Source organism: Nocardiopsis sp. JB363 (assembly GCF_900143625.1).
Classification (GTDB): domain Bacteria; phylum Actinomycetota; class Actinomycetes; order Streptosporangiales; family Streptosporangiaceae; genus Nocardiopsis.
The window spans coordinates 26,299-50,765 of record NZ_FRFF01000081.1 but is presented as its reverse complement, the minus strand read 5'-3'; the positions used below and the strand labels follow the sequence as shown (position 1 = coordinate 50,765).

Below are 24,467 nucleotides of genomic sequence, written 5' to 3'. Positions count from 1 at the left end.
CCCCCATACCGAACCGGCCCGCCCCGCACCCGTGGGTCCCCCAGGTCAGGACGGTGCCACACCGGGGCCCGCCACCGAGGAAGGCGCGCTGGAGGAACAGGACACCGGCCCGCCTCCACCGCGCTGTCCGCACTGCCGCACCGCACTGCCGTTCGTGCGCGGGCTACCGACCGTGGCCGATCGCGCCTTCCGACGACGCGGACGCTGCCCATGGTGCGAACGGGACGTGGGCCCGCATGCCCCGGCCGCCATCGCCACCGCCGTCCTGTTCGCCCTGGTCGGCGCGGTCTTCCCGAACCACCTGGGGGACTGGTCCCTGTTCGGTCTCGCGGCGGTGCTCTGGTTCGCGGCCCTGGGCGCCCTGTTGTCCGCCATCGACCTGAGGGTGATGCGCCTTCCGGACGCCGTCGTCGCCCCCGCCTACCCCATGGCCGCGTTGCTGCTGGCCGCCTCCGTGCTGCTGCCGCCCAGCGGTCCGGACCTGGACCGCGCAGCCCAAGCCTTGGTCGGTATGGTGCTCATCGCCGTCCTGTACTGGAGCCTGTGGCGGGTCCACCCCCGCGGGCTCGGCTTCGGAGACGTCAAACTGTCCGGGCTGACCGGTCTCTACACCGGATGGGCGGCCGGTCCGGTCGGCGCCCTGGTCGGCGCGTTCTGGGCCTTCGCCGCCTTCTCCGTGGTCGGTCTGGTCCTGTTGCTGCTGCGCAGAGCCGGTCGTTCCGACCCCCTGCCCCTCGGGCCGTTCATGATCGCCGCGACCCTCGCCACCGTCCTCGCGGGCCGACCACTCCTTCCATAACCCCCATCCCGGGTGCGACCCGGGGTCACGATCCGTGGGATGATCGTGCACATGTTGCGTTGGCTGACCGCGGGGGAGTCCCACGGACCGGCGCTCGTCGCGATTTTGGAGGGCCTCCCGGCCGGCGTGTCCGTCACCTCTGACGACATCGCCGCCGCGCTGCTCCGCCGCCGCGCCGGGTACGGTCGAGGCGCCCGGATGAAGTTCGAAAAAGACCAGGTCTCCGTCATCGGAGGCATCCGACACGGCCGTACCCAAGGGGGGCCGGTCGCCGTCGAGGTCGGGAACACCGAGTGGCCCAAGTGGGAGAAGGTGATGTCGCCGGACCCTGTTCCCGCCGAGGAACTGGACAGCTTGGCGCGTAACGCCCCGCTCACCCGGCCCCGGCCCGGCCACGCCGACCTCGTGGGCATGCAGAAGTACGGGCACACCGAGTCCCGCCCCATCCTCGAACGGGCCAGCGCCCGCGAGACCGCGGCGCGTGTGGCCATCGGTGAGGTCGCCCGACAGTTCTGCCGCCAGGCCCTGGGTGTGGAGATCATCAGCCACGTCGTGTCCATGGGCCCGGTGTCGGTGCCCGAGGACGCCCCCGAGCCGCGCCCCGAGGACCTGACCGCGATCGACGCCGACCCGCTGCGCTGCTTCGACGTCGCCACCAGCGCCCGCATGGTCGAGGAGGTCGACGACACCAAGAAGTCCGGGGACACCCTCGGCGGTGTGGTCGAGGTGCTCGCCTACGACCTGCCGCCGGGACTGGGCAGCCACGTGCACTGGGACCGTCGTCTGGACTCGCGTCTGGCCGGCGCCCTCATGGGCATCCAGGCCATCAAGGGCGTGGAGGTCGGTGACGGCTTCCGCACCGCGGCCCGCCGTGGTTCGCAGGCCCACGACGAGATCGAGCCCGGCCCGGACGGGGTGCGTCGCCGCACCAACCGCGCCGGAGGTGTCGAGGGTGGCATGAGCACCGGTGACCCGCTGCGGGTACGCGCCGCTATGAAGCCCATCGCCACCGTGCCCAAGGCGTTGGACACCATCGACGTCGAGACCGGGGAGCCCACCCGGGCCGACCACCAGCGCAGCGACGTCACCGCGGTCCCGGCCGCCGGCGTGGTCGCCGAGGCGATGGTGGCCCTGGTCATCGCGGAGGCCGCCATCGAGAAGTTCGGCGGCGACTCGGTCCCCGAGACCGCCCGCAACCTCCAGAGCTACCTGGACTCGTTGACGATCCGCTAGAGACCGACACGGCCCGCCCTCCCCGGAGGGCGGGCCGGACCATGGGTGCCGTTCGTGCGTGCGAGGGTGGGGCCTTCTGCTAGACAAGAGGGCGAACGGCAGCGACCTTCCTTCCCACGCGCGTGGGAAGATGCGACCCCGATTAGGTAGGCAGAGCGTGGCAAGAGCGATCGCGGTGCTCATCGGTTCGCCCGGTTCGGGCAAGTCCACCGTCGGAGAGGCGTTGGCCCGACGCCTGGACGCGGACCTGTTGTGCACCGATACCGAGATCGAGAAGCGCGCGGGCAAGCCCATCGGCGACATCTTCATCCAGGACGGTGAAGAACACTTCCGCGCCTTGGAACGCGAGGTCGTCGCGGAGGGGCTGCGGTCCTGGGAAGGCGTCATCGCGGTCGGTGGCGGCGCCGTCCTGGACGAGGACACCCGCACGGACCTCGCCGAACACCACGTGGTCTACCTTCAGGTCGACTTCGGTGAGGCCGCCAAGCGCGTGGGCATGGACGTGGCCCGCCCCTTGCTGTCCGGCAACCCCCGGACCCAGCTGCGCAAGCTCCTCAACGAGCGCCTGCCCGTCTACGAGGGCCTGGCCACGGTGACGGTGCCGACCACGGACTACCACCCCGAGGAGATCGTGGACACCATCGTCTCCTCGCTGCCCGGAAAGGTCGAGCGGTGAGCGTGACCCGGATCGGTGTGGGCGAACCCACCGGACACTACGACGTACTGGTCGGAGAGAACCTCCGAAGCGAGCTCCCCGGGCTGGTGGAGGGCGCCGCGCAGGTCGCCGTCATCCACCCGGAGGGCCTCACCGACATCGCCCGGGACGTGGCCACCGCGCTGGAGGCCGGCGGATACACCGTCCGCCCGATGCCCGTGCCGGACGGTGAGGCCGCCAAGACCGCCGCGGTCGCCACCGACCTGTGGTCCCGGCTGGGCTCGTTCAACTTCACCCGCAGCGACGCCGTGGTCGGTGTCGGTGGCGGCGCCGCCACCGATCTGGCCGGTTTCGTCGCCGCGACCTGGCTGCGCGGGGTGCGCTCGGTGCTGGTGCCCACCACACTGCTGGGCATGGTCGACGCCGCCGTGGGCGGCAAGACCGGCATCAACACACCCGAGGGCAAGAACCTCGTGGGGGCCTTCCACCCCCCGGCCGGGGTCCTGTGCGACCTCACCACCCTGGCGAGCCTGCCCAAGGCCGACTACATCGGCGGTCTCGCGGAGATCATCAAGGCCGGGTTCATCGACGACCCGGTCATCTGCGACCTCATCGAGGACGATCCCGAGGGCGCCACCACCCCCGGCGGCAAGCACACCCGGGAACTCATCGAGCGCGCCATCCGCTTCAAGGCCGACGTGGTCTCGGGCGACCTCAAGGAGAGCGGGCGCCGGGAGGTCCTCAACTACGGTCACACCCTCGGTCACGCCATCGAACGCGCCGAGAACTACACGTTCCGGCACGGCTACGCCGTCGCGATCGGCATGGTCTTCGCCGCCGAACTGGCCCGTCTCGACGGGCGCATCGACGAGGCGCTGGTCCGCCGCCACCGCGAGGTGCTGGCCTCGGTGGGTCTGCCCACCTCCTACACGGCCGACTCCTGGGAGGCGCTGCGCGCCACCATGAGCGTGGACAAGAAGGCCCGTGGCAACATCCTGCGGTTCGTGGTCCTGGACGCTTCGGCCACCCCGGCGATCCTCGCCGGCCCCGCCGATGAGCTGCTCGACGAGGCCTATCGCGCGATCTCGGGCGACACCGGCGCGTCACGAAGCCACTAGACTGCGGAGGAAGGCGAGGAGCGTCCGCGGTCCGCGAAGCAGCACGGTGACGGACCCCGCGCCTCGCCCCACCGATCATCGACCGGGCCGGCCGAGTCCGGTGTCCCACGTGTCAAACCCCTGGAGAGACGACCGAAGTGGCCACGACGAACGACATCAAGAACGGCTCCACCCTGCGACTCGACGGCGGCGTTCTCTGGAACGTCATCGAGTTCCAGCACGTCAAGCCGGGCAAGGGCGGCGCGTTCGTCCGTACCAAGCTGAAGAACGTCCTCACGGGCAAGACCGTCGACAAGACCTTCAACGCCGGCATCAAGGTCGAGTTCGCCAACGTGGACCGCAGCGACATGGAGTACCTGTACCACGACGGTGATTCCTTCATCTTCATGGACAACCAGACCTTCGACCAGCTCCCGGTCCCCGAGGCCGTCGTCGGCGACGCCAAGGGCTTCCTGCTGGAGAACACCAAGGTCACGGTCGCCACCTACGAGGGCAACCCGCTGTACATCGAGATGCCCGCCGCCGTCGAGCTGGAGATCACCCAGACCGACCCGGGCGTGCAGGGCGACCGCTCCACCGGCGGCACCAAGCCCGCCACCGTGCAGACCGGCGCCACCATCCAGGTGCCCCTGTTCGTCACCACCGGTGAGCGCGTCAAGGTCGACACCCGCACCGGTGACTACCTCGGGCGTGTCAACTGATGAGTGGTGCACGGCGTAAGGCGCGTCGACGCGCGGTGGAGGTCCTCTACGAGGCCGAGGTGCGCGGCACCACGGTCGAAGACGTCATCGAGCGTCGCCGGGCCCAGCCCGAGCCGCCGATCAACGAGTTCACCGAGCGACTCGCCCGTTCCATCGACGAACGACGTGAGCGGATCGACGGGCTCCTCGACGAGTACGCCATCGGGTGGACCCTGGAGCGCATGCCGGTCGTCGACCGCAACATCCTGCGGATGGGCGCCTACGAGCTGTTGTGGGCGGAGGACATCCCCGACGGTGTGGCGATCGCCGAGGCGGTCGGGGTGGCCAAGGAGCTGTCCACCGACGATTCGCCGAACTTCATCAGCGGACTTCTGTCTAGGCTGATGGAGAACAAGTCGACGCTCTCGCTCTGAGGCGCCCTACCGGGGACGACGCCCCGGTGCCTCGGGTGAGGGGCCACGAGCTGAATGAGGGAACAGGTGACTGACAGCAGCGGCACGTCCGCGTCCGCCACCGGCGGCTTCGGTGTGAGCGGTTTGACCGGCCCGGCGCGCGCGGCCAACGCCGCGCGGACCGCGGTGGTATGGGACGCGCTGTCCCGGCTGCTGGCCCGCCTGTCCGAGGACGGACCCCTGGAGATCGTCGACGCGGGCGGGGGCACCGGGGGAGTCGCGGTCCCGCTCGCCGAACTGGGTCACCGCGTGACCGTCGTCGAACCGAGCCCGGACTCGCTCGCCGCCTTGGAGCGCCGTGCGTCCGAGAGCGGTGTGACGGTGCGCGGGGTCCAAGGGGAGACCCGGGACCTGGCGTCCCTGTTCCCCGAGGGCAGTGCCGACCTGGTGCTGGTGCACAACGTGCTCGAATACGTCGACGAACCGGCCGCCGCTCTGGCCGACGTCGCGGGGATCACCCGGCCCGGCGGCGCGGTGAGCCTGCTGGCGACCAACGCGGTCGCCGGGGTCCTGCACCGAGCCCTGGCCGGGCAGATCACCGAGGCCCAGCACCTGCTGTCGGACGCGGAGGGCCGATGGGGCGAGGCCGACCCGATGCCGCGGCGGTTCGCCCCACAACAGCTGTTGGAGCTCATCGCCCAGAGCGGTCTGAGCGGTGAGACCCTCCGCGGGGTGCGGGTGTTCGCCGATATCCTGCCAGGGCACGCCTGGGAGGGTGACGCGCAGGCCGGCCAGCACCTGGTGGAGCTGGAGAAGGCCGCCGCGGACCATCCCGAGCTGCTCGGTATCGCCACCCAACTGCACGTCATCGCGAACAAGCCCTGAGTCCGTCTCGCTCCACCGCGCCGTCGACCCGGGTCGACTAAGTCCGGGGGACCGGGCGGGCCGGTCCGGGGCAGCACATAACCTGGAATCATGAGCCGACGTCAGCTGGAGCGTGGGGCCGCGTTGCGGGGGGTGGTGACCCTCGATGGCATCGTGCCCCTCGACTCGGGTTTCCCCGTGGACGGCTCCGGGCCGGACGCCGACTGCGACATCCTGCACCTGGACATGGACGCGTTCTTCACCAGTGTCGAACAGCTGCGCCGTCCCGAGGCGCGCGGACGACCGGTGATCGTGGGCGGAACCGGGCCGCGCAGCGTCGTCGCCTCCGCCGACTACATCGCCCGCCGACACGGCGTGCACTCCGCCATGCCCATGACCCAGGCGATGCGTCTGTGTCCGCAGGCCCTGGTCTTCCCGCCCGACGGCGAGGCCTACCGGCAGGCGTCCGAAGCGGTCATGGACATCCTGCGTTCGGTCACGCCGCTGGTGCAGCCGCTGTCGTTGGACGAGGCCTACCTGGACGTGTCCGGGGCCCGGCGACGGCTGGGCGGCCCCGCCCGTATCGCCGCGATGATCCGTGAACGGGTCCGCCGCGAGCAGCGCCTGACCTGTTCGGTGGGGGTGGCGGCCACCCGTTTCGTGGCCAAGCTCGGCTCCACCCACTGCAAGCCCGACGGGATGCTGGTGGTGCCCACCGACGCCGTCCGCGGCTTCCTGGACCCGCTTCCGGTGGGCGCCCTTCCCGGGGTGGGCGACAAGACCGAACGCGTGCTGAGCCGGTTGGGGCTGCGCACCGCCGGGGCCCTGGCCCGTACCGACCTCGAACTGTTGCGGATGGAGCTGGGCGACAAGGCCGGCACCCGCCTGGCCGAACTGGCCCGGGGACACGATCCCAGCCCCGTGGTGGCGGACACGCCGGACAAGAGCATCGGCGCGGAGGAGACCTTCGCCGAGGATGTCGACGACCCGGAGACGATCGACCGCGAGCTGCTGCGCCTGTCCGAGAAGGTGGCGCGCCGTCTGCGCGCCTCGGGGCAGGTGGGACGCACGGTGAGCGTGAAACTTCGTCGGGCCGACTTCTCCACCATCACCCGCTCGCGCACCCTTTCCGAGACCACCGACGTCGCCCGTGAGATCAACACGGTGGCGCGCGAGCTCCACGCCGCCTCGGGACTCAAAGGTGTCCCGTTGAGGCTGGTGGGTGTGCGTGTGGAGGGCGTGATGACCGAGGGAGAGAGCCATCGGCAGCTGGCATTGGGGGAGGAGGACACGGGTTGGCGGGACGTTGAACGGGTTATGGACCGTGTGACGGCGCGTTTCGGGCCGGGCGCGATACAGTCGGCCGTGTTGGCCAAACGTGACGAAAACGACGTATGATACGGCAACTTCCGGGGCCCTCTGAGCGTTGTCAGAGTAGAACCGGAGTGCAGGGTAAGAAGAGAGGCATGGAAGCCGGTGTTTCCTCAAGAAGGCGGGGGTATCGTGGCTGTGGTGGGCCAGGTACACACGCAGCTTTTCTTTCCAACAGGCGCTAGCGACCCGTATTCTGGGCATATCACCGAGCAAGAGACAGTTCACCAGTACCCGTCACCCCAACCGGGGACTGCCGTAGGGAGGCGCCGTGCCGCTCTCTGAACACGAGCAGCGCATGCTCGACCAGATCGAGCGGGCGCTGTATGCCGAGGACCCGAAGTTCGCCAACACCGTTCGGCAGACGAACCCCTCGGTGCATTACAAGCGCTGGCTCATCAGGGCCGGGACCGGTTTCGCCGCCGGTATCGTGCTGTTGCTTCTGGGGCTGCTGCTGAGCAACCCGGACACCTCCATGGTGTTGCCGGTGAGCATCAGCGTCCTCGGGTTCGTCTTGATGCTGGCCTCCTTCCTCATGGGGGCCAAAGCATGGCGTAAGGCGTCCGGTGGCGGTGCCGAGATGGCAGCCGAGGAGCCCGTGCCCAAGCGACGCAAAGGCGACAAACGGCCCGGGATGATGAACCGGTTCGAGGAGCGTTGGCGCCGTCGCCAGCAGGGCGACGAATAGTAGCCGACCGGCGGATCCGTTCCGTCTCGAAGCCGGAAATTCCTCGAAGACACGAGGTTTCGTGACGGTGGGGCCCGTGGACGACCAGCAGTGGTCATCCGCGGGCCCCACCGTTGTGCGGAGCTCCTCGTGCGGATCCGGCCCCTCGCGCCGATGCCGGGGCGCGTCCCCGCAGTCCGAGAGAGAGTCCCCGGAGCCTCAGAGCAGGCCGGGCAGCGGCTCCGCCCCGGCCCTGGGTCGTCGCCAGGGCGCCAGGGACGGCGGCAACAGCACCGCACGCCACCGTCGGCCGGTGGTGGCCGCCCCGGACAACGCGGACACCACGGTGTCCAGGTCATCCCGGAGCCCCTGAACCTGCTGTGGTTCGGGGGCGTAGCGGGCGCCCTCCTCGGCCAGGGCCAGCCGCCAGAGCGCGTCCCTCGCCTCCGCTCCGAGCCCCGACTCACCCGACGCGGCCAGCCGAGCGGCGGTGCTGCGTGGACTCTCGGCCAGGTCCCAGGTCGATCCCAGGTCCAGGCAGGTGTCGCGCAGCTCCCGCCAGGCGGTGTGCGCGGCGGCGGGCCCACCCGCCGCCACCGTCGACCGGCGCGCTCCGCGGACGAGTGCGCGGATCAGGGCGGGCAGTGCCGCTGCCGGCAACGCGACCAGACCGACCAGGATCGCGGGCAGCCATCCGGGCGGACCCTGGCCACCGGTCACCGCGCCGGTCTCATCGAACTCCTCGGCGGCTTCGTCGGACTCCTCGCCGGCGGACTCGCTCGGCTCCGGGGTGGGAGAGGGCTCCTCCTCGGGCGTCTCGCTGGGCTCGGGGTCGTCATCGGGGTTCGGTTCGGGGGCCACGTTGTCCGGCAACTCGTCCACCCCCGCGCTGTAGTCGGGGCGGGAGGCGGTGCCCTGACCACCGTCGGGGTCGGCGGGTGTGGGTTCGAATCGCACCCATCCCGACCCCTCGAAGTACAGCTCGGGCCAGGCGTGGGCGTCGCTCGCCGCCACCGTCCACCGGTCTTCGCCACTGGGCCGCCCGGCGGTGTAGCCCACCGCGACCCGGGCGGGGATTCCGGCCTGCCGGGCCATGACCGCCATCGCTCCGGCGTACTGCTCGCAGTAGCCGATTCGGTCCTCGAAGAGGAAGTGGGTGAGCGGATCGGAGTCCTCGGGTACCGATGGCGGGCTCAGGTCATAGGTGAAGTCGCCATCGGTGAAGAACTCCTGGAGAGCCAGGGCGCTCTCGTAGTCGGAGTCGGCGCCCTCGACGAGGGTGTCGGTGAGCTCCTGGACCCGATCGTCCAGCTCCCCCGGCAGGTGGAGCCGGTCGTCGGCCAGGGAGCTCGGTGGTCCGGCCGAGGCCAGCGCCCGCGCCCCCGGCCGGTTCTCCGCCGAGGTCACCACGAAGTTGTAGCCGCTGGGCGGGGTGCCGGTCGTGAACACCATCAGGGTGCTCTCGTCCGCGTACCAGTCACCGGCGATCTCCACCGAACGCGCCGGGTAGGGCAGCGGCAGGAAGTCCATGGGCGCGGTGTCGGAGTCCAGGGAGATCCGGGTGGTGACGAGATCGTCCTCGTCGGGTTCGTCCTCGCGGCCCGGGGGGAGGGGCAGGGCGCCGTCGGCCTCGTTGTCCCGACCGGCGTGCACGGGCGTCATCGTCCAGTTCTCGCCGTCGAACTCGTCGAGGACGAAGGTGCGCAGGTACTCGGGTTCCTGGTCGTCGGTCCGGTAGGTCAGCACGGTGCGCTCGGAGGAGGCCCCCAGGTCACGGCGCAGGGACACCATCGGGTGGGTGGTGGTCATCGAGTCGTTCGCCCCGACCCGGCCCTCGGCCAGGGTGAAGAGGGCATCGGTGCGCAGCGAGGGCATGGCCTGGGGAAGGAGCAGGGCGAGGGAGACCGCCAGTACCGAGACGACGGCGGCCAGGCCCACGCGACCGGCCATGCCGTCGGGGGTCGTGCCGTGCCCGCGCGCGGAGGGGACACGCGTCCCCCACTCATGGGCGCGGACCCACATGTCCACCGCCAGAAGAACGAGGAAGCCGATCGCGGCGATCGCGGCCGGACCCCAGCGCATCCCGGCGTCGTCCACGAACAGGGGCACCACCAGCAGCGAGAGCAGCAGGCCACCGACCATGCCGGGGCAGCGGGCCGTCACGGCGAGGAAGTCCGCGGTCATCGTGAAGACCATGAACACCAGGGCGATGATCACGTTGAGCCCGGGCGTGGGCGACACCGGAGGGGAGTTGGTGTCGATGGTGTGCACACCCTGTTCGAACAGGGCCGCGGTGTGGTCGAGCGTGTCCAGCGTGGGCAGGAACCCCAGGGCGGCGGTTCCGGGGGCGAACAGTGGCGCGTACAGCAGCAGCACCGCGAACAACTGGAGGAAGGGGACCGCGAAGGCCCCGCCCACCAGGGACCGGTACGCCGTGGAGACGAGCGCGACCACGGTCATGAGCACGGCGGCGGGCACCCACCACTGGTCGCCGCGGACCAGGCCGCTCAGCAGGGGCAGTGACGCCAGCAACGTGACCAGGGTGGCCAGGGGCATCAGAGCTCTCAACGCGGGCTCTCCCAGGGGTTTCGTGTTCCTGCGGCGGCGGGCGCGGGGGAGACGACCCGTTGCCACAGCGCGGGAAGTTCGGTGGGTTCGGTGACCGAGAGGACTCGCCAGCCGTTGGCGGTCAGCAGGTCGCCCACTCGTCCTGCGGCCTGGGTGTCCGGCCAGGCGGCGTTGGCGCACAGCACCGCGACCCGGGTCGCCGAACCGCCCGCCCGGGACAGTGCGGTGGCGTCCTCGATGCCCAGGGCGCCCAGGACCGCCACGACCATTCCGGCCGAGACACCACGCACCCCTTCCAGTTCGGCGATGCCACCGCCGAGACCGGGGTTGTCGGAGGGTTCCACCACGGCCAGTCCGTCCAGCACACCGGAGGCGTGCTCGGTGACCAGGCGGCCCCGTTCGGTGTGGAAGCGCAGTTCGTGTCCGTGGTCGAGCACGTGCAGGGCCACCGACGCGGCCACGCTCACCGCCGTTTCCAAGGAACCGTACGGGCCGTCGCCGGCGTGGGCGTCGGCGCGGGTGTCGAGCAGCAGGGTGCTGTGTTCGCGTCGGTGCTGTTCGTCCCGGCGCACCATCAGTTCGCCGTGCTTGGCGGTGGAACGCCAGTGCACTCGGCGCAGGTCGTCGCCGTGACGGTAGGCGCGGGGGATCGGATCCTGCTCGCCGATCCCGGTCACCGAACGTCGAGGGGCATCCTCACCGGCGGCGCCGTCGGTGCGCCCTCGCTCGGGCAGGGGTACGAAGCGGGGCGTGACCAACAGGGGGGTGGGCGTCCCCGGGGCACGGGTCACGCGGACACAACCCAGCGCGTCGAGCACGCTCACCCGCAAAGGCCCCACCGGGTAGCGACCGCGGACGGCCGGACGCACCAGGTAGGTGAGGTCACGGACGGCGCGCGGTCCCAGGAAACCGACGGTGTAGCGGGGTTGGTGGCCCAGACGGACCGGCAGCGTGTCCTCCAGGCGCACCCAGCCCACGGGCCAGGTGGGGGAGCTGTTGCCGACCCGCACCAGGACCTGGGTGTCGCTGCCCGCGGGGATCCGGCGCGGGCGCAGGTCACGGCTGTCGACGATGCGCGCGGCCGCGCCGACGAGGGTGAGCGCGCCGAACGCCGGCACCAGGAGCAGGAGTAGACCGACGCCGACGATCTCGCGTTGACCGACGATGAGACCGCTCGCGAGCGCGACCGCTCCGAAGAACAGCATCAGGCCGCCACGGGCGGTGAGGGTGCGTTGCGGGCGCATCGCTTGTCTCTCGGTGGGATCGGGCGCTGCCGGAAAGGGGTCAGCGGGGTCCGGGCACGGGCAGTCGGGTGACCAGCTCGGCCACGATCTGTTCGGCGCTGAGGCGTTCCATCTGGGCTTCGGGTCCGGGCAGGAGCCGGTGGGCCAGGACGGGGACGGCCAGCGTCTGCACGTCGTCGGGCACCACGTAGTGGCGGCCCTCCAAGGCGGCGTGGGCGCGGGCCGCGCGTACCAGGTGCAGGGTCGCGCGAGGGGAGGCGCCCAGTTTGAGCTCGGGCGCGGTCCGGGTGGAGTTGACCAGGTCGACGACGTAGCGGCGCATGCCCGGGGCGACGTGGACGTTCTGGACCCGTTCGACCAGGTCGCGGAGTTCGGCGGTGTTGGTGACGGGGGTCAGGTCCTCCAGCGGGGAGCGTGACCCGTGGGAGTCGATCATGTCGAGTTCGGCCTGCGGCGAGGGGTAACCGACCGAGACGCGTGCCATGAACCGGTCCCGCTGCGCCTCGGGCAGGGCGTAGGTGCCCTCCATGTCGGTGGGGTTCTGGGTGGCCACCACCATGAAGGGGCGCTCCAGGGTGCGGGTCTCGCCGTCCACGCTGACCTGCCGTTCGGCCATGCACTCCAGCAGGGCCGACTGGGTCTTGGGCGAGGCGCGGTTGATCTCGTCGCCGAGGACGATGTTGGCGAACACCGGACCCGGGTTGAACTCGAACTCGCTGCGGTCCTGGTGGTAGATGCTGACACCGGTGATGTCGCTGGGCAGCAGGTCCGGGGTGAACTGGACGCGCTGGACCGAACAGTCCACCGCCCGTCCCAGGGCCTTGGCCAGCATGGTCTTGCCCACTCCGGGGACGTCCTCGATGAGCAGGTGACCCTCGGCGAGAAGAACGGTCAGCGTGATGCGCAGAACCTCGGGTTTGCCCTCGATGACGGTCTCGATCGCGTCGCGGACGCGTTCGGCCACGGTCGCGACCGTGCCCACGTCCTCTCGGACGTCACCCCCGTGACCGTCGTGCTGTGTGCCGAGTGACACGAGACCCCTCTCGCTCCGTATGCCCCGGTGTATCGATCCGAGGCTAGGCCCAATCAGGCCCTATGCAAACCAAAGTGCCGGAATAGGCCGTGGAATGCGGGGTGTGGGGGCGGATGTGTCGCATGATCCCGAATCGCGCTTCTGATCGCTCGGGGGGCCGGGCTATGTGAAAGCGGGGCGGATGTGGAAAACCGCTCAAGACGCCCTCAAGGGGTGGTCTTCGGAACGTCGTGGTGCTACCGGATCCTCCCTTCGCGTCGCCGTCGTGGTGGGGGAGCCGGTGGGGGAGCGAGCCGCGACGCTCGGGCACTCCCGCACCGCCCCATTCGAACACCACTGCCCTGACCTGCATCTTTGTCGATCTTTCAAGCGTCGTGCGCCGATTCGAGCTGTTGACGGTGGGGAAGAGTGGAGTAAGGTGGAGCAGCGTGGAGAGCGTGAATTCTCCACACGGGGGGTGAGGGGGTGAGCGTGTGTTCCTCGGCACCCACACACCTCGCCTCGATCAGAAGGGACGGCTGTTCCTTCCCGCGAAGTACCGCGACGAACTGTCGGGGGGTGTGGTGATCACGAAGGGCCAGGAGCGCTGCCTCTATGTCTTTCCAACAGACGAGTTCGCTCGTCTGACCGCAGCCCTGCGCTCCGCACCGGTCACCGCCAAGGCGGTTCGCGACTACAGCCGGGTCCTCTTCGCCAGCGCGTCGGATCAGGCCTGTGACAAGCAGGGCAGGGTCACCATCCCGCCGAAACTGCGCGACTACGCGGGCTTGGACCGAGAGTGCGTCGTCATCGGCGCCAACACGCGTCTGGAGATCTGGGACTCCCCTGCGTGGTCGGAGTACGAGGCCGAGCAGGAGCAGGAGTTCGCGCAACTCTCAGAGGAGGTGCTGCCCGGGGTGCTGTGAGCGGGGCGGCTCGCTTTTCTCCGCCACGCGGACGGCACGACGTCCATGCAATGCCGGGACCGGCAGAGGTCTCCGGACACGTCCGACACGAGCTGGCGCGACTTCCCCGGTGCCAGGTCGTGAACGCTTGGTCCATCGAAGGGTGGACAATAGCGGCCGTGTCCGGAGGCCCTTGCCGGTGACTTCCGGCCGGGCCACGCGAAGGACACCGTGACGCGCCCCCGGGGCGCGGTCACGGATTACAGGGGAGATCGCGACAGCGTGGAGGAACAGCACCGCATGGGGGAGACCCGGAAGCACGACCGTCCCGACGGGGACGACGTGTCACAGGACCACGAAGACCTCGACGCTCGCGACGAGTCCGCGCCTGGAGAAGACACCGCGCCCGCACACGTGCCGGTCATGTTGGACCGGATCGTCGAACTGCTCGCCCCGGCGCTCACCCGCCCCGGCGCGGTGCTCGTCGACGGCACCCTCGGACTGGGCGGCCACTCCGAGGCCCTGCTCCAGGCCTGCCCGAACCTGCGACTGGTCGGCGTGGACCGCGACACCACCGCCCTGGAGCGCAGCGCCGAGCGACTCCGGCCCTACGCCGACCGCACCCATTTCGTGCACGCGGTCTACTCGGAGATCCCGCAGGCCTTGGACGAGGCCGGGTACGCCCACGCCGACGCCGTCCTGCTCGACCTGGGGGTGTCCTCACCCCAGTTGGACGAGAGCGACCGCGGGTTCGCCTACGCCCAGGACGCACCCCTGGACATGCGCATGGACCGCACCCAGGGACTCACCGCCGAAGAGGTCGTCAACGACTACCCCGTCGGTGAGCTCATCCGTGTCCTGCGCACCTACGGCGAGGAGCGCTTCGCCCCGCGCGTGGCCAAGGCCATCGAACGCCGCCGTACGCGAGAGCGCATCACCTCCACCAGGGACCTGGCCGATCTGGTCCGCGAGGCCATCCCCGCCGCCACCCGGCGTACCGGAGGCCACCCCGCCAAACGCGCCTTCCAGGGGTTGCGCATCGAGGTCAACGCCGAACTGTCCATCCTCAAGGAGACCCTGCCCGCCGCCCTGTCCCGGCTGGCCCTGGGCGGACGCATCGCGGTGCTGTCCTACCACTCCCTGGAGGACCGGATGACCAAGAAGGCCTTCGCCGCATTGGCCATCGACACCACACCCCCCGACCTTCCGGTCCCCCTCCCGGACCGTCAGCCGGAACTGAAGCTCCTCACCAGGGGCGCCGAACTCCCCACGGACGAAGAGAACGAACGTAATCCGCGCGCACAGTCCGCCCGTCTCCGGGCGGCCGAGCGTGTGCGCGAGCCGTCGCGGAAGTAGGGAGAGCAGATGGGCACGAAGACGGACACCCGCCGCACCACCAAGGGCCGCGGGCGCACCGGGGCCGGCACGCGTCCCGCCGCGCCTCGGCGCACGGTGCGTGGCAAGGCTCCGACGGCCACCTCGCGTTCGGCGGGCGCCGCCGGAGCGAGTCGCGCACCGAAGATCCCCTTCGTGCTGCTCATCCTCTGCCTGTTGGGCGGGGCCCTGGCCGGCCTGTTGATGTTGCGCGCCCTCGTGGTGGAGGAGGCCTACGCCATCGAAGCCCTGGAAGCGCAGAACCAGGAGATGTCCTACGAGGAACAGCGGTTGGAGAAGTCCGTCGCCCACCTGGAGACCTCCGATCGCATCGCGGAGGAAGCGGAGGGTCTGGGGATGCAGCCGGGTGAGGCCCCGCTCTTCCTGGACTTGGACAACGGTGAGATCACCGGGGACGCCGGGAGCGATGATTGAGCACCCCTCGGGACCGACGCCCGCGTGACCCCCGCCGACCCGGAGCGTCCAGCCGCTCCGGGTCGCGGCCGAGCAAGGGCCCACAGAGAAAACCGAACCGGCCCGCCCAGGGTGGGCGGGCGCGGGCCGGCGGTGGCTCCGGTGGCACGGGCCGTCCGGTCCGGCGGGGTGAACGGCCCCCGCGCCGGTCGAGTCCGCCACCGCCCCCACCGCTGCTGCGCCGTACCTTCCGCGCGGGAGACCCCCGCAAGCGGATCAAGGCCGGCGGGGCCATCATCGTGGTGATCCTGCTGCTGTTCGCCGGGCGCCTCACCTGGATCCAGGCGTTCGAGGCCGACACCTACGCCGAGGCCGCGGCGAACCTGCGCATGCAGACCAAGGACATCCCCACCCTGCGCGGGCAGATCACCGACTCCGAGGGCAACCCCTTCGCCCTGTCGGTGGAGGTCCGCGACGTCTTCGTCGACCCCGAGGAGGTCCCCGAGGACGAACGGGACCAGCTCATCGACGAACTGGTGACCCGTTTCGACCTGGAAGAAGAGGCCGTCGCGGGCAAGGTCGACGCCAAGCCCAGCCGCTACCAGGTCGTGGCGAAGGAGGTCCCCCCCGGGGACTGGCAGGAGTTCCAGGACCTGGGCCTGAGCGGGGTCGGCGCCGACGTCGACTATGAGCGGGTCTACCCCGAGGAGACCGGCGCCGCCGACCTGGTCGGTTTCGTCGGCGCGGAGGGGCACGGTCTTGAGGGCCTGGAGGGCTACCTGGACTCCACGCTCGCCGGTGAGGCCGGAAAACACCAGGTCGAGGTCGGCCAGGACGGCACCCAGATCCCCATGCTGAACGGTCTGGTGCGTAAACCCGAGGCCGGTCAGGACGTACGGCTGACCCTCGACCGCGACCTGCAGTGGTACGCCCAACAGGCGCTGGCCGACCGAGTGGAGGAACTGGAGGCCGAGGCGGGCAGCGTCGTGGTCTCCAACAAGGAGGGGGAGATCCTGGCCATGGCCGACTTCCCCACCTACTCCCAGACCGACATCGCCTCCTCCGAACCCGAGGACCGGAGCAACGGAGCGGTGGCCTCCACCTTCGAACCCGGTAGCACCAACAAGGTCATCACCTTGGCGGCGGCCTTGGAGGAGGGGAAGACCACCCCCGAGACGGTCTACACGGTGCCCTACTCGCTCCAGTACTACGACCAGACCTTCCGTAACTCCACCGACAACGGAACCCAGCGCCTCACCACGAACGGGATCATGGCCCAGTCCAGCAACGTGGGCACGATCAAGATCGCCGATCAGGTGGGCGCCCCGGTCCTGCACCGCTATATGACCGGTTTCGGTCTGGGGCAGCCCACCGGCCTGGCCCTGCCCGGTGAAGAGGCCGGTGTGCTCACCGACCCCGACGACTGGTGGGGTACCCAACTACCGTCGGTGTCCATCGGACACGGTCTGTCGGTCAACGCCGTGCAGATGGCGTCGGTGTACGCCACCGTCGCCAACGGGGGAGTGCGGGTCGAGCCGTCCCTCGTCTCGGGAACGGTCGACCCGGAGGGTGAGTTCACCGCCGCCGAGGAACCCGACCGTCAGCGGGTGATCAGCGAGGAGACCGCCGAGCGGCTCCAGCTGATGTTGGAGGCGGTCACCAGTGACGAGGGCACCGCGCCGGAGGCCCGCATCGATGGCTACCGGGTGGCCGGCAAGACCGGTACCGCCAACCGGATCGACCCGGAGACCGGCCGCTACGACGAAGGCGGCTATACGGCCACCTTCGCCGGGTTCGCCCCCGCCGACGATCCGGAACTGGTGGTCCAGGTGGTGCTGCACAACCCGCAGGACACCTACTACGGCGGTGAGGCCGCGGGCCCGGTGTTCAACGACATCATGTCCTTCGCCCTGAAGTCCTACGAGGTCCCGCCGACCGACCAAGAGGCCCCGGCACTCCGTTTGGTCGAGGATGAGGACGAGGACGCCGACGGCTGACCACGGACCGTCGTGGAGGGCGGGCACCGACCCGGGTGCCCGCCCTGAACGCCGCTCATGGGGTGTCCACCGCCTCACGGATGGCGCGGATGTGCTCGGGCCCGGTGCGGCAGCACCCGCCCACCAGCACGGCGCCGTCCGCGCACCAACCGGCCGCGGCCGACCCGAAACCCTCGACGTCCGTGGAACCGGTCCACACCCCGCGTTCGGCGTCCCACACCTCACCCGAGTTCGGGTAGGCCACCGCGGGCAGCCCCACCGAGGCCACCTCCCGCACCAACCGCGATACGTGCGACGGGGGAACACAGTTCACCCCCACCGCCACCACGCGTCCTCGCCGGTACAACGGCGCCAACGCCCGCGCCACCTCGCGCAGCGGGGTGCCGTCGCCGATCCTTGTGTCGTCGGCGCACGAAAAGCCGAACCACGCGCGAACTCCCGGGGTCTCCTCCACCAGCCGGGCCAACGCCCGCGCCTCCGCGGCCGAGGGCAGCGTCTCGCAGGCCACCAGGTCCGCCCCGGAACCGGTGAGTATCCGCCACCGCTCCCGGTGCCACCGGTACAGCCCCTCTTCGTCCAGGTCGTAGTCGCCGGTGTACTCCGACCCGTTCGCCAGGGCCGCACCATAGGGGCCCACCCCCGCCGCCACCAGCCCCGAGCCGAACGCGTCCCGTTCGGCCACCGCCAGCTCCACCGACCGCGCCACCAACGCCGAGGCCTCGGCGCGCGAGTATCCGAGGGCGGTGAACCCGCCGACGCTCGCCTGGTAGCCGGCGGCGATCGCCACGTCCGCACCGGCCTCGAAGTAGTCGCGGTGCACCCGCGCGATCAGCTCCGGCTCCTGAGCCAACAGCCGGGCCGACCACAGGCCACCGCCCAGGTCACGGCCGTAGGCCTCCAACCGTGTCGCTAGTCCTCCGTCCACCACCAGTGTCCGGTCCGTCATCGTCACCACCCTTGTCGACACACCTGTCCCAACCTGGACGAAACGCCACACCATCCCTCGACAGGGAAAGGTGGAGCGACACAGCGTGGAAATTACCGACCGGCTCCCCACAGCCGTTAATCTCCAGACGTGCCACCGGTAATGCGACCTGAACACTCCAAACTCCGTCCACTGTCCGACCTGGCGACGAAGCTCGGTCCGGACACCACCCTGCTGCGCCCGGACCTGGATCCGGACCGGCCCGCGGACATGCCTCCACGCGAGATCCACGTCCGCGGCATCACCCACGACTCTCGGCAGGTCGGCCAAGGCGACCTGTACGCCGCCCTGCCCGGAACCCGCGTCCACGGCGCCCGGTTCTCTCAGCAGGCGGCCGACGCCGAGGCCGCCGCGATCCTCACCGACGCCGACGGCGCCGACGAGGCCGCCGCCACGGGCCTACCCGTGCTCGTGGTCCCCGACCCGCGTGCCGCGCTCGGCACGGTCGCCGCCTGGGTCTTCGGCGATCCCGCCCGGGACCTGCTCCTGGTCGGGACCACGGGCACCAGCGGCAAGACCACGATCAGCTACCTGATCGAGTCCGGGATGCGCCAGGCCGGGATGAGCACCGGCCTGATCGGCACTGTGGAGATGCGGGTGGGTGACGAACGCGTCGCCTCCTCCCTGACCACACCCGAGGCCACCGACCTGCACGGGCTCTTCGCCCTCATGGCCGAACGCGGTGTCACCGCCGCCGCGATGGAGGTCTCCAGCCACGCCCTCGCCCTGGGCCGGGTCGGCGGTGCCCGCTTCGATGTGGCGATCTTCACCAACCTGTCCCAGGACCACCTGGACTTCCACCCGGACCTGCGCGACTACTTCGAGACCAAGGCGCGTCTGTTCACCCCCGACTACTGCGACATCGCGGTGGTCAACGTCGACGACCGCTTCGGTCGGGCCCTGGTCGACATGGTGCAGCCGCGCGGGGACGTCCCCGTCACCACCTTCGCCGTGGAGGGCTTTTCCGACGCCGACCCCGAGAGCGCCATGGAAGCGGACTGGAACGCCGTGGACGTGCACCTGGGCGCCACCGGCAGCACCTTCCGCATCGTCGGACCCGGCGGTATGGAGTCCAAGGCGTCCGTGGCGCTGCCCGGACCCTTCAACGTCTCCAACGCGATGGCCGCCATCGTGGGTCTGGTCGAGGCGGGCCTTCCGATGGAGACCGCCATCGCCGGTGTGGCCGCGGCGCCCGGTGTTCCGGGCCGCATGGAGCAGGTGTCGGCCCGCGACGCGGCCCAGCCGCAGGACTTCACCGCGCTGGTCGACTACTCGCACAAGCCCGGCGCCATCGAGGCGGTCCTGGACGCGCTGCGCGTCACCACCGAAGGGCGGATCACCATGGTGGTCGGCTGCGGTGGCGACCGTGACCGGGCCAAACGCCCGCTCATGGGCGAGGCCGCCGCACGCCTGGCCGACCACCTGATCATCACCAACGACAACCCGCGCACCGAGGACCCGGTGGCGATCGCCACGGCGATGCTCGAAGGGGTCGCCAAGGTCCCCGAGGATCGACGGGCCCGCGTCACCGTGGAGTTCGACCGGGCCGAGGCGATCGGCCTGGGCGTGGCGCGCACCGGCCCCGGCGACGTCGTCGTGATCGCCGGCAAGGGCCACGAGACCGGTCAGTACGTCAAGGGCGAGGTCCTGCCCTTCGACGATCGGGAGGTGCTGCGGGGGGCCATCGAGGACGCGCTGCGCACTCGGGCCGGCGAACGGCTCGGCAACGCTCTTCGGGACGTGCACCGCGTACCGGACCAGGGCTGACGTCCGACACACCGAAGACACACCGAAGACGCGCCGAAAGCGGTGCCGTCCACGTACCGGGACACGGCCTGTGGCCGTGTCCCGGTCACCTGCGTCGGCCTGACGTGCACGGATCACGTTCCGTGTGGCCCCTGGCGGTCACGAAGTGGAGCATATTGGCGTTCACAGGGCCCTGTCGGGACACCGGACGCCCCAACATGTTCTAAGGTAGGTCCGGCAATCGCAGCCCGAAGTGCCGCCCACGTGGCGCCCATGACCCGGCATCGTCGGGTCCTCAGTGGCCCGGTGCGGCGCCGCGCGCACGGTACCCGCGGTGCCATCCCCTGACCCGAACCCGAGGCCGGGTGGCCAATGCCCTTGGGGCGCCGTGGGCCGGGCCTGACCTGAGGAGTGGATTTGATCGCGCTCACGCTCGATCGGATCGCTGAGATCACCCAAACCGCCATCGGCGGATCAGCGCGCCCCGACGCCGTCGTCGACGGCCCCGTCGTCATCGACTCGCGTCAGGTGGAGTCCGGAGCGCTCTTCGTCGCGCTCAACGGAGAGAGGGTCGACGGACACGACTACGCCGAATCCGCGGTGGCGACCGGGGCGGTCGCCGTCCTGGTCTCGCGCCCGGTCGAGGCCCCCCACCTGCTGGTGGACGGCGGAGACGACGAGGTCGTCGCGGCCCTGGCCCGCCTGGCCCGGTACGTGGCGGGTGAACTCGGCGACCCGACGCGCGAGGACGCCACGACGCAGATAGTCGGCGTCACCGGCTCCTCCGGCAAGACCACGACCAAGGACCTCATCGCCCAGGTCGTGGGCCGCATGGGGTCCACGGTGGCCCCGGCCGGCTCCTTCAACAACGAGATCGGCCACCCGCTCACCGTGTTGCGCGCCGACACCGACACCCGCCATCTGATCCTGGAGGTCGCCGCGCGTGGTGTCGGGCACATCGCCCACCTGTGCCGTGTGGCCCCGCCTCGGATCGGTGTGGTGCTCAACGTCGGCAGCGCGCACATGGGTGAGTTCGGCGGCCGCGACGCCATCGCCAAGGCCAAGGGCGAACTCGTCGAGGGCCTCCCGGCCGGCTCCGAGCGGCACGGCGCGGGCGGCGTGGCCGTCCTCAACGCCGACGACCCGCTGGTCCGCGCCATGGCCTCTCGCACCGACGCGCGCGTCGTCCTCTACGGCACCGCCGAGGACGCTCACGTGCGGGCCACGGACGTCACCACCCAGGACAGCGGCGCCCCGGCGTTCACGCTCCACCTGCGCGGTCGCACGGTCCCGGTCCGGCTGGGCCTGGTCGGCGCCCACCAGGTGAGCAACGCCCTGGCGACCGCGGCCGTCGCCGACGAGCTCGGTATGGACATCGAAGACATCGCCGCCGCCCTCGGCGCGGCCACCCCGGTCAGCCGTTGGCGGATGGAGGTCACCGAACACGACGGTGTCACCCTCGTCAACGACGCCTACAACGCCAACCCCGAATCGATGCGGGCAGCGCTGACCACCCTGGCCTCCTTGGCCCGGGACCGCCGTGCCATCGCCGTGCTCGCCCACATGGCCGAGCTCGGTGAGGGAGGCGATACCGAACACGAGAAGGTGGGTGCACTGGTCGCCGAGATCGGAGTGGCCCACCTGGTCGTGGTCGGGGAGGCAGCCGAGGGCATCGCCGTCGGAGCAGAACGCGCCGCCGACCGGTGGAGCGGTGAGAGCATCCGAGTGCCCGACGCCGAGGCGGCAGCCGAAGCGGTACGCGAGCGGATGCGCACAGGAGACGTCGTCATTGTGAAGGGATCGCGCGTGGCTGCGCTCGAAAGGGTTATCGACCTCATCACCAAGGGTGATGCCCAGTGATCGGGATCACGATTGCGGCGGCGCTCGCGCTGATCGTCTCCATGCTGTTGATGTCGCCGCTCATCAAACTCCTGTACCGGTTCAAGTTCGGCCAGGAGGTCCGCGACGACGGACCCGAGGGTCACAAGACCAAGCAGGGCACGCCCACCATGGGCGGCCTCGTCATCATCCTCGGTGCGGTGATCGGTTACTTCGGCTCCCACCTGGTGCTGTGGGTGGTCCAGCCCGCCGCGTCCGGACCGACGGCCTCCGGGCTGCTGGTGATGTTCCTGTTCGTCGGTATGGGCTGTGTCGGCTTCCTCGACGACTTCATCAAGATCTACAAACGTCGAAGCCTGGGTCTGCGCAGCAGCGCCAAGATGGTCGGTCAGGCCGTCATCGGCGTGGGCTTCGCCTACGGCGTCACCCAGTTCCCCAACGGGTACGGCTACACCCCGGCCGCCCCCCAGCTCTCCTTCCTGCGCGACTTCGGACCGCCGCTGATGATCGGCGTGTTCGTCATCTGGGCGCTGTTCCTCATCGTCGGGTTCTCCAACGCCGTGAACCTCACCGACGGTCTGGACGGTCTGGCCACCGGCGCGGTGATCCTGTCACTGGCCGCCTACGTCATCATCGGCAACTGGCAGCTGCGTCAGTCCTGCGTGGAGGCGCTCACCTCCAGCTGCTACACGGTCCGCGATCCCTTGGACCTGGCCGTGGTGGCCTCCGCGGTGCTCGGCTCCTGCATCGCCTTCCTGTGGTTCAACGCACCCCCGGCGAAGATCTTCATGGGCGACACCGGATCGCTGGCCCTGGGCGGTCTCATCGTGGGTCTGGCCATCACCACGCGCACCCAGCTCCTGCTGCTGCTCATCGGTGGTCTGTTCGTCATCATCACCATGTCCGTGATGATCCAGATCACGTCGTTCCGCCTCACCGGCAAACGTGTGTTCCGCATGGCACCGCTACAGCACCACTTCGAGCTCAAAGGCTGGGCCGAACCGACCATCGTGATCCGTTTCTGGATCATCCAGGGTCTGTTCATGGCGGTGGCGATCGGCCTGTTCTACCTGGAATGGATGCCAAGCTAGAAGCATGCCGCACCACCGATCTTCCACCTCCCCGACCACCGCGCCCGCCGAAGGCGACACCCCCTTCGCGGGCGCGTTGGTCTGTGTCGCCGGGCTCGGAGTCTCCGGTCCCCCCGTCGCCAGGGCACTCCTGGAACGAGGGGCCCGAGTGGTCGTCGTCGACGGCCGTGACGACGACACCACCCGCGCCGTGGCCGCCGCACTCACCGAGGCCGGAGCGGAGGTCGTCCTCGGCGACACCCCCCTCCCCGAGGGGTGCGACCTGGTCGTCACCTCACCCGGCTGGCGCCCCGACTCGCCGTTGCTGCTCCGCGCCGCCGAGGCCGGCGTCGAGGTCGTCGGCGATGTGGAGCTGGCCTGGCGGATCAAGCCCGCCGACCAGGTGTGGCTGGCCATCACCGGCACGAACGGCAAGACCACCACCGTGCGCATGCTCGAATCGATCCTGCGCGCGGATGGTCGTGACGCGCTCGCCGTGGGCAACGTGGGCACCCCCGTCATCGACGCGGTCCGCCCGGACGCCGACGGACACGTGTACGACGTCCTGGCCGTGGAACTGTCCAGCTTCCAGCTGCACTGGTCCAACAGCCTGCGTCCGCACGCCGCCACCGTCCTCAACATCGCCGCCGACCACCTGGACTGGCACGGTGGGCTCGACCCCTACGCCCGGGCCAAGGGCAAGGTGTTCGCCCGCGGCACCGTGCGCGTGGTCAACACCGCCGACGATTGGTCGGTGCGCCTGGCCGAGGAGGGCGGCGACCCGCACACCCCGCTGGTGGGTCTGCGCCTGGACACCCCGCGCGCCGGGGAACTGGGCGTGGTCGAGGACCTGTTGGTGGACCGGGCCTTCGTCACCGAACCGCACAGCAGCGCCGAGGAACTGGCGACCCTGGGCGACGTCCACCCGGCCGCCCCGCACAACGTCGCCAACGCCTTGGCCGCCGCAGCCCTGGCCCGCTCGATCGGTGTCACCGCCGAGTCGATCCGCGCCGGTCTGAACGCGTTCGTCCCGGAACCCCACCGGATCGCCCACGTGGCGCGGCTGGCGGGTGTGGACTACGTCGACGACTCCAAGGCCACCAACCCGCACGCCGCCGCGGCGTCTTTGAACTCCTACGCCTCCGTGGTGTGGGTGGCCGGCGGTCTGCTCAAGGGCGCGGAGGTGGACGACCTGGTCGCCGAGGCCGCCGACCGGCTGCGCGGCGTGGTGCTGATCGGCGCCGACCGTGCGCGCATCCGAGAGGCCCTGGGCAAGCACGCCCCGGACGTGCCGGTGGTGGAGGTCGAGGGGCTCGCCGCCGACGCTCCGCCCGAGCACACCGTCATGGACGCCGTGGTGGCCGAGGCCACCGCGCTGGCCCACGAGGGCGACACGGTGTTGCTCGCCCCGGCGGCCGCGTCCATGGACATGTTCACCGACTACCCCGAGCGGGGCCGCTTCTTCACCGAGGCGGTCCACCGCCTCGACTGAGGCGCCGCCTTCGCACCCAGG

The 24,467-nt window shown here is 70.4% G+C and carries 21 protein-coding genes; 17 read left to right on the top strand and 4 right to left on the bottom strand.

The annotated features are described in order from the left end of the window. The 9 genes from BQ8420_RS12260 to BQ8420_RS12220 all read left to right on the top strand — a co-directional run. On the top strand, positions 1–799 hold a 799-nt coding region (locus BQ8420_RS12260), incomplete at its 5' end, for an A24 family peptidase (protein ID WP_143847218.1). 51 nt (positions 800–850) lie between these two features. Further along, entirely contained in the window at positions 851–2,032 is a 1,182-nt protein-coding gene (gene aroC / locus BQ8420_RS12255) for a chorismate synthase (RefSeq protein WP_087098508.1), read from the top strand. A gap of 175 nt (positions 2,033–2,207) precedes the next feature. Further along, positions 2,208–2,708 carry a shikimate kinase gene (locus tag BQ8420_RS12250; protein ID WP_087098497.1) on the top strand — a complete coding sequence of 167 codons (501 nt, stop codon included), beginning with the start codon at positions 2,208–2,210 and terminating at the stop codon, positions 2,706–2,708. After that, positions 2,705–3,805: a 3-dehydroquinate synthase gene (aroB, locus tag BQ8420_RS12245; RefSeq protein ID WP_087098495.1), complete on the top strand. Its 1,101-nt coding sequence runs from the start codon at positions 2,705–2,707 to the stop codon at positions 3,803–3,805. Before BQ8420_RS12250 ends, aroB begins: the two co-directional genes overlap by 4 nt. Before the next feature lie 137 nt (positions 3,806–3,942). Then, positions 3,943–4,506, top strand: a complete 564-nt coding sequence (efp, locus tag BQ8420_RS12240; RefSeq protein WP_087098493.1) for an elongation factor P — start codon at positions 3,943–3,945, stop codon at positions 4,504–4,506. Then, the gene (nusB, locus tag BQ8420_RS12235) at positions 4,506–4,919 is read left to right on the top strand and encodes a transcription antitermination factor NusB (protein ID WP_087098491.1); all 414 of its coding nucleotides are present in this window, start codon (positions 4,506–4,508) and stop codon (positions 4,917–4,919) included. Before efp ends, nusB begins: the two co-directional genes overlap by 1 nt. A gap of 66 nt (positions 4,920–4,985) precedes the next feature. Beyond that, on the top strand, positions 4,986–5,783 hold the full coding sequence (locus BQ8420_RS12230) for a methyltransferase domain-containing protein (RefSeq protein ID WP_200815907.1): 798 nt from the start codon (positions 4,986–4,988) through the stop codon (positions 5,781–5,783). A gap of 90 nt (positions 5,784–5,873) precedes the next feature. After that, entirely contained in the window at positions 5,874–7,160 is a 1,287-nt protein-coding gene (gene dinB, locus BQ8420_RS12225) for a DNA polymerase IV (protein ID WP_087098489.1), read from the top strand. A 244-nt stretch (positions 7,161–7,404) separates the two neighbouring features. Continuing rightward, positions 7,405–7,821: a DUF3040 domain-containing protein gene (locus BQ8420_RS12220; protein WP_087098485.1), complete on the top strand. Its 417-nt coding sequence runs from the start codon at positions 7,405–7,407 to the stop codon at positions 7,819–7,821. 198 nt (positions 7,822–8,019) lie between these two features. Here BQ8420_RS12220 and BQ8420_RS12215 read toward each other — a convergent pair whose 3' ends face one another. Genes BQ8420_RS12215 through BQ8420_RS12205 form a run of 3 tightly spaced genes read right to left on the bottom strand, consistent with a single transcriptional unit; the run spans position 8,020 to position 12,645 of the window. After that, a complete protein-coding gene (locus BQ8420_RS12215) occupies positions 8,020–10,356 on the bottom strand; it encodes a DUF3488 and transglutaminase-like domain-containing protein (RefSeq protein ID WP_087098483.1) in 2,337 nt (778 codons plus the stop codon). A gap of 8 nt (positions 10,357–10,364) precedes the next feature. After that, complete coding sequence (locus tag BQ8420_RS12210; protein ID WP_087098481.1) at positions 10,365–11,612, bottom strand: DUF58 domain-containing protein; 1,248 nt, start codon at positions 11,610–11,612, stop codon at positions 10,365–10,367. Positions 11,613–11,652: 40 nt separating this feature from the next. Continuing rightward, complete coding sequence (locus BQ8420_RS12205) at positions 11,653–12,645, bottom strand: MoxR family ATPase (protein WP_087098479.1); 993 nt, start codon at positions 12,643–12,645, stop codon at positions 11,653–11,655. 473 nt (positions 12,646–13,118) lie between these two features. On the opposite strand from BQ8420_RS12205, the gene mraZ reads away from it, so the two are divergent. From mraZ to BQ8420_RS12185, 4 genes are all read left to right on the top strand, one after another. Next, entirely contained in the window at positions 13,119–13,550 is a 432-nt protein-coding gene (gene mraZ / locus BQ8420_RS12200; RefSeq protein ID WP_087098477.1) for a division/cell wall cluster transcriptional repressor MraZ, read from the top strand. 279 nt (positions 13,551–13,829) lie between these two features. After that, on the top strand, positions 13,830–14,885 hold the full coding sequence (gene rsmH / locus BQ8420_RS12195) for a 16S rRNA (cytosine(1402)-N(4))-methyltransferase RsmH (protein ID WP_087098475.1): 1,056 nt from the start codon (positions 13,830–13,832) through the stop codon (positions 14,883–14,885). A gap of 9 nt (positions 14,886–14,894) precedes the next feature. Then, the gene (locus BQ8420_RS12190; protein ID WP_087098473.1) at positions 14,895–15,338 is read left to right on the top strand and encodes a hypothetical protein; all 444 of its coding nucleotides are present in this window, start codon (positions 14,895–14,897) and stop codon (positions 15,336–15,338) included. Next, entirely contained in the window at positions 15,335–17,314 is a 1,980-nt protein-coding gene (locus tag BQ8420_RS12185) for a penicillin-binding protein 2 (RefSeq protein WP_087098471.1), read from the top strand. The genes BQ8420_RS12190 and BQ8420_RS12185 overlap by 4 nt, the downstream gene beginning before the upstream one ends. Positions 17,315–17,369: 55 nt before the next feature. On the opposite strand, the gene mmuM is transcribed toward BQ8420_RS12185, so the two are convergent. Beyond that, positions 17,370–18,260, bottom strand: coding sequence for a homocysteine S-methyltransferase (mmuM, locus tag BQ8420_RS12180; protein WP_087098469.1), 891 nt, complete (start codon positions 18,258–18,260; stop codon positions 17,370–17,372). 141 nt (positions 18,261–18,401) lie between these two features. Between mmuM and BQ8420_RS12175 the strand changes: the two genes are divergently transcribed. The 4 genes from BQ8420_RS12175 to murD all read left to right on the top strand — a co-directional run bounded on the left by BQ8420_RS12175 (position 18,402) and on the right by murD (position 24,446). Then, the gene (locus tag BQ8420_RS12175; protein WP_087098467.1) at positions 18,402–20,066 is read left to right on the top strand and encodes a UDP-N-acetylmuramoyl-L-alanyl-D-glutamate--2,6-diaminopimelate ligase; all 1,665 of its coding nucleotides are present in this window, start codon (positions 18,402–18,404) and stop codon (positions 20,064–20,066) included. 396 nt (positions 20,067–20,462) lie between these two features. After that, positions 20,463–21,905 carry a UDP-N-acetylmuramoyl-tripeptide--D-alanyl-D-alanine ligase gene (gene murF, locus BQ8420_RS12170; protein ID WP_087098465.1) on the top strand — a complete coding sequence of 481 codons (1,443 nt, stop codon included), beginning with the start codon at positions 20,463–20,465 and terminating at the stop codon, positions 21,903–21,905. Beyond that, the gene (mraY, locus tag BQ8420_RS12165) at positions 21,902–22,975 is read left to right on the top strand and encodes a phospho-N-acetylmuramoyl-pentapeptide-transferase (RefSeq protein WP_087098463.1); all 1,074 of its coding nucleotides are present in this window, start codon (positions 21,902–21,904) and stop codon (positions 22,973–22,975) included. The genes murF and mraY overlap by 4 nt, the downstream gene beginning before the upstream one ends. Before the next feature lie 4 nt (positions 22,976–22,979). After that, on the top strand, positions 22,980–24,446 hold the full coding sequence (gene murD / locus BQ8420_RS12160) for a UDP-N-acetylmuramoyl-L-alanine--D-glutamate ligase (protein ID WP_087098461.1): 1,467 nt from the start codon (positions 22,980–22,982) through the stop codon (positions 24,444–24,446). Positions 24,447–24,467: the final 21 nt, after the last annotated feature.

Excerpts from the sequence above, each read along its gene's own strand:
- aroC (WP_087098508.1), top strand. The coding sequence starts at position 851 with ATGTTGCGTTGGCTGACCGCGGGGGAGTCCCACGGACCGGCGCTCGTC.
- nusB (WP_087098491.1), top strand. The coding sequence starts at position 4,506 with ATGAGTGGTGCACGGCGTAAGGCGCGTCGACGCGCGGTGGAGGTCCTC.
- dinB (WP_087098489.1), top strand. The coding sequence starts at position 5,874 with ATGAGCCGACGTCAGCTGGAGCGTGGGGCCGCGTTGCGGGGGGTGGTG.
- BQ8420_RS12215 (WP_087098483.1), bottom strand. The coding sequence starts at position 10,356 with ATGCCCCTGGCCACCCTGGTCACGTTGCTGGCGTCACTGCCCCTGCTG.
- BQ8420_RS12210 (WP_087098481.1), bottom strand. The coding sequence starts at position 11,612 with ATGCGCCCGCAACGCACCCTCACCGCCCGTGGCGGCCTGATGCTGTTC.
- rsmH (WP_087098475.1), top strand. The coding sequence starts at position 13,830 with ATGGGGGAGACCCGGAAGCACGACCGTCCCGACGGGGACGACGTGTCA.
- BQ8420_RS12190 (WP_087098473.1), top strand. The coding sequence starts at position 14,895 with ATGGGCACGAAGACGGACACCCGCCGCACCACCAAGGGCCGCGGGCGC.
- mmuM (WP_087098469.1), bottom strand. The coding sequence starts at position 18,260 with ATGACGGACCGGACACTGGTGGTGGACGGAGGACTAGCGACACGGTTG.
- BQ8420_RS12175 (WP_087098467.1), top strand. The coding sequence starts at position 18,402 with ATGCGACCTGAACACTCCAAACTCCGTCCACTGTCCGACCTGGCGACG.
- murD (WP_087098461.1), top strand. The coding sequence starts at position 22,980 with ATGCCGCACCACCGATCTTCCACCTCCCCGACCACCGCGCCCGCCGAA.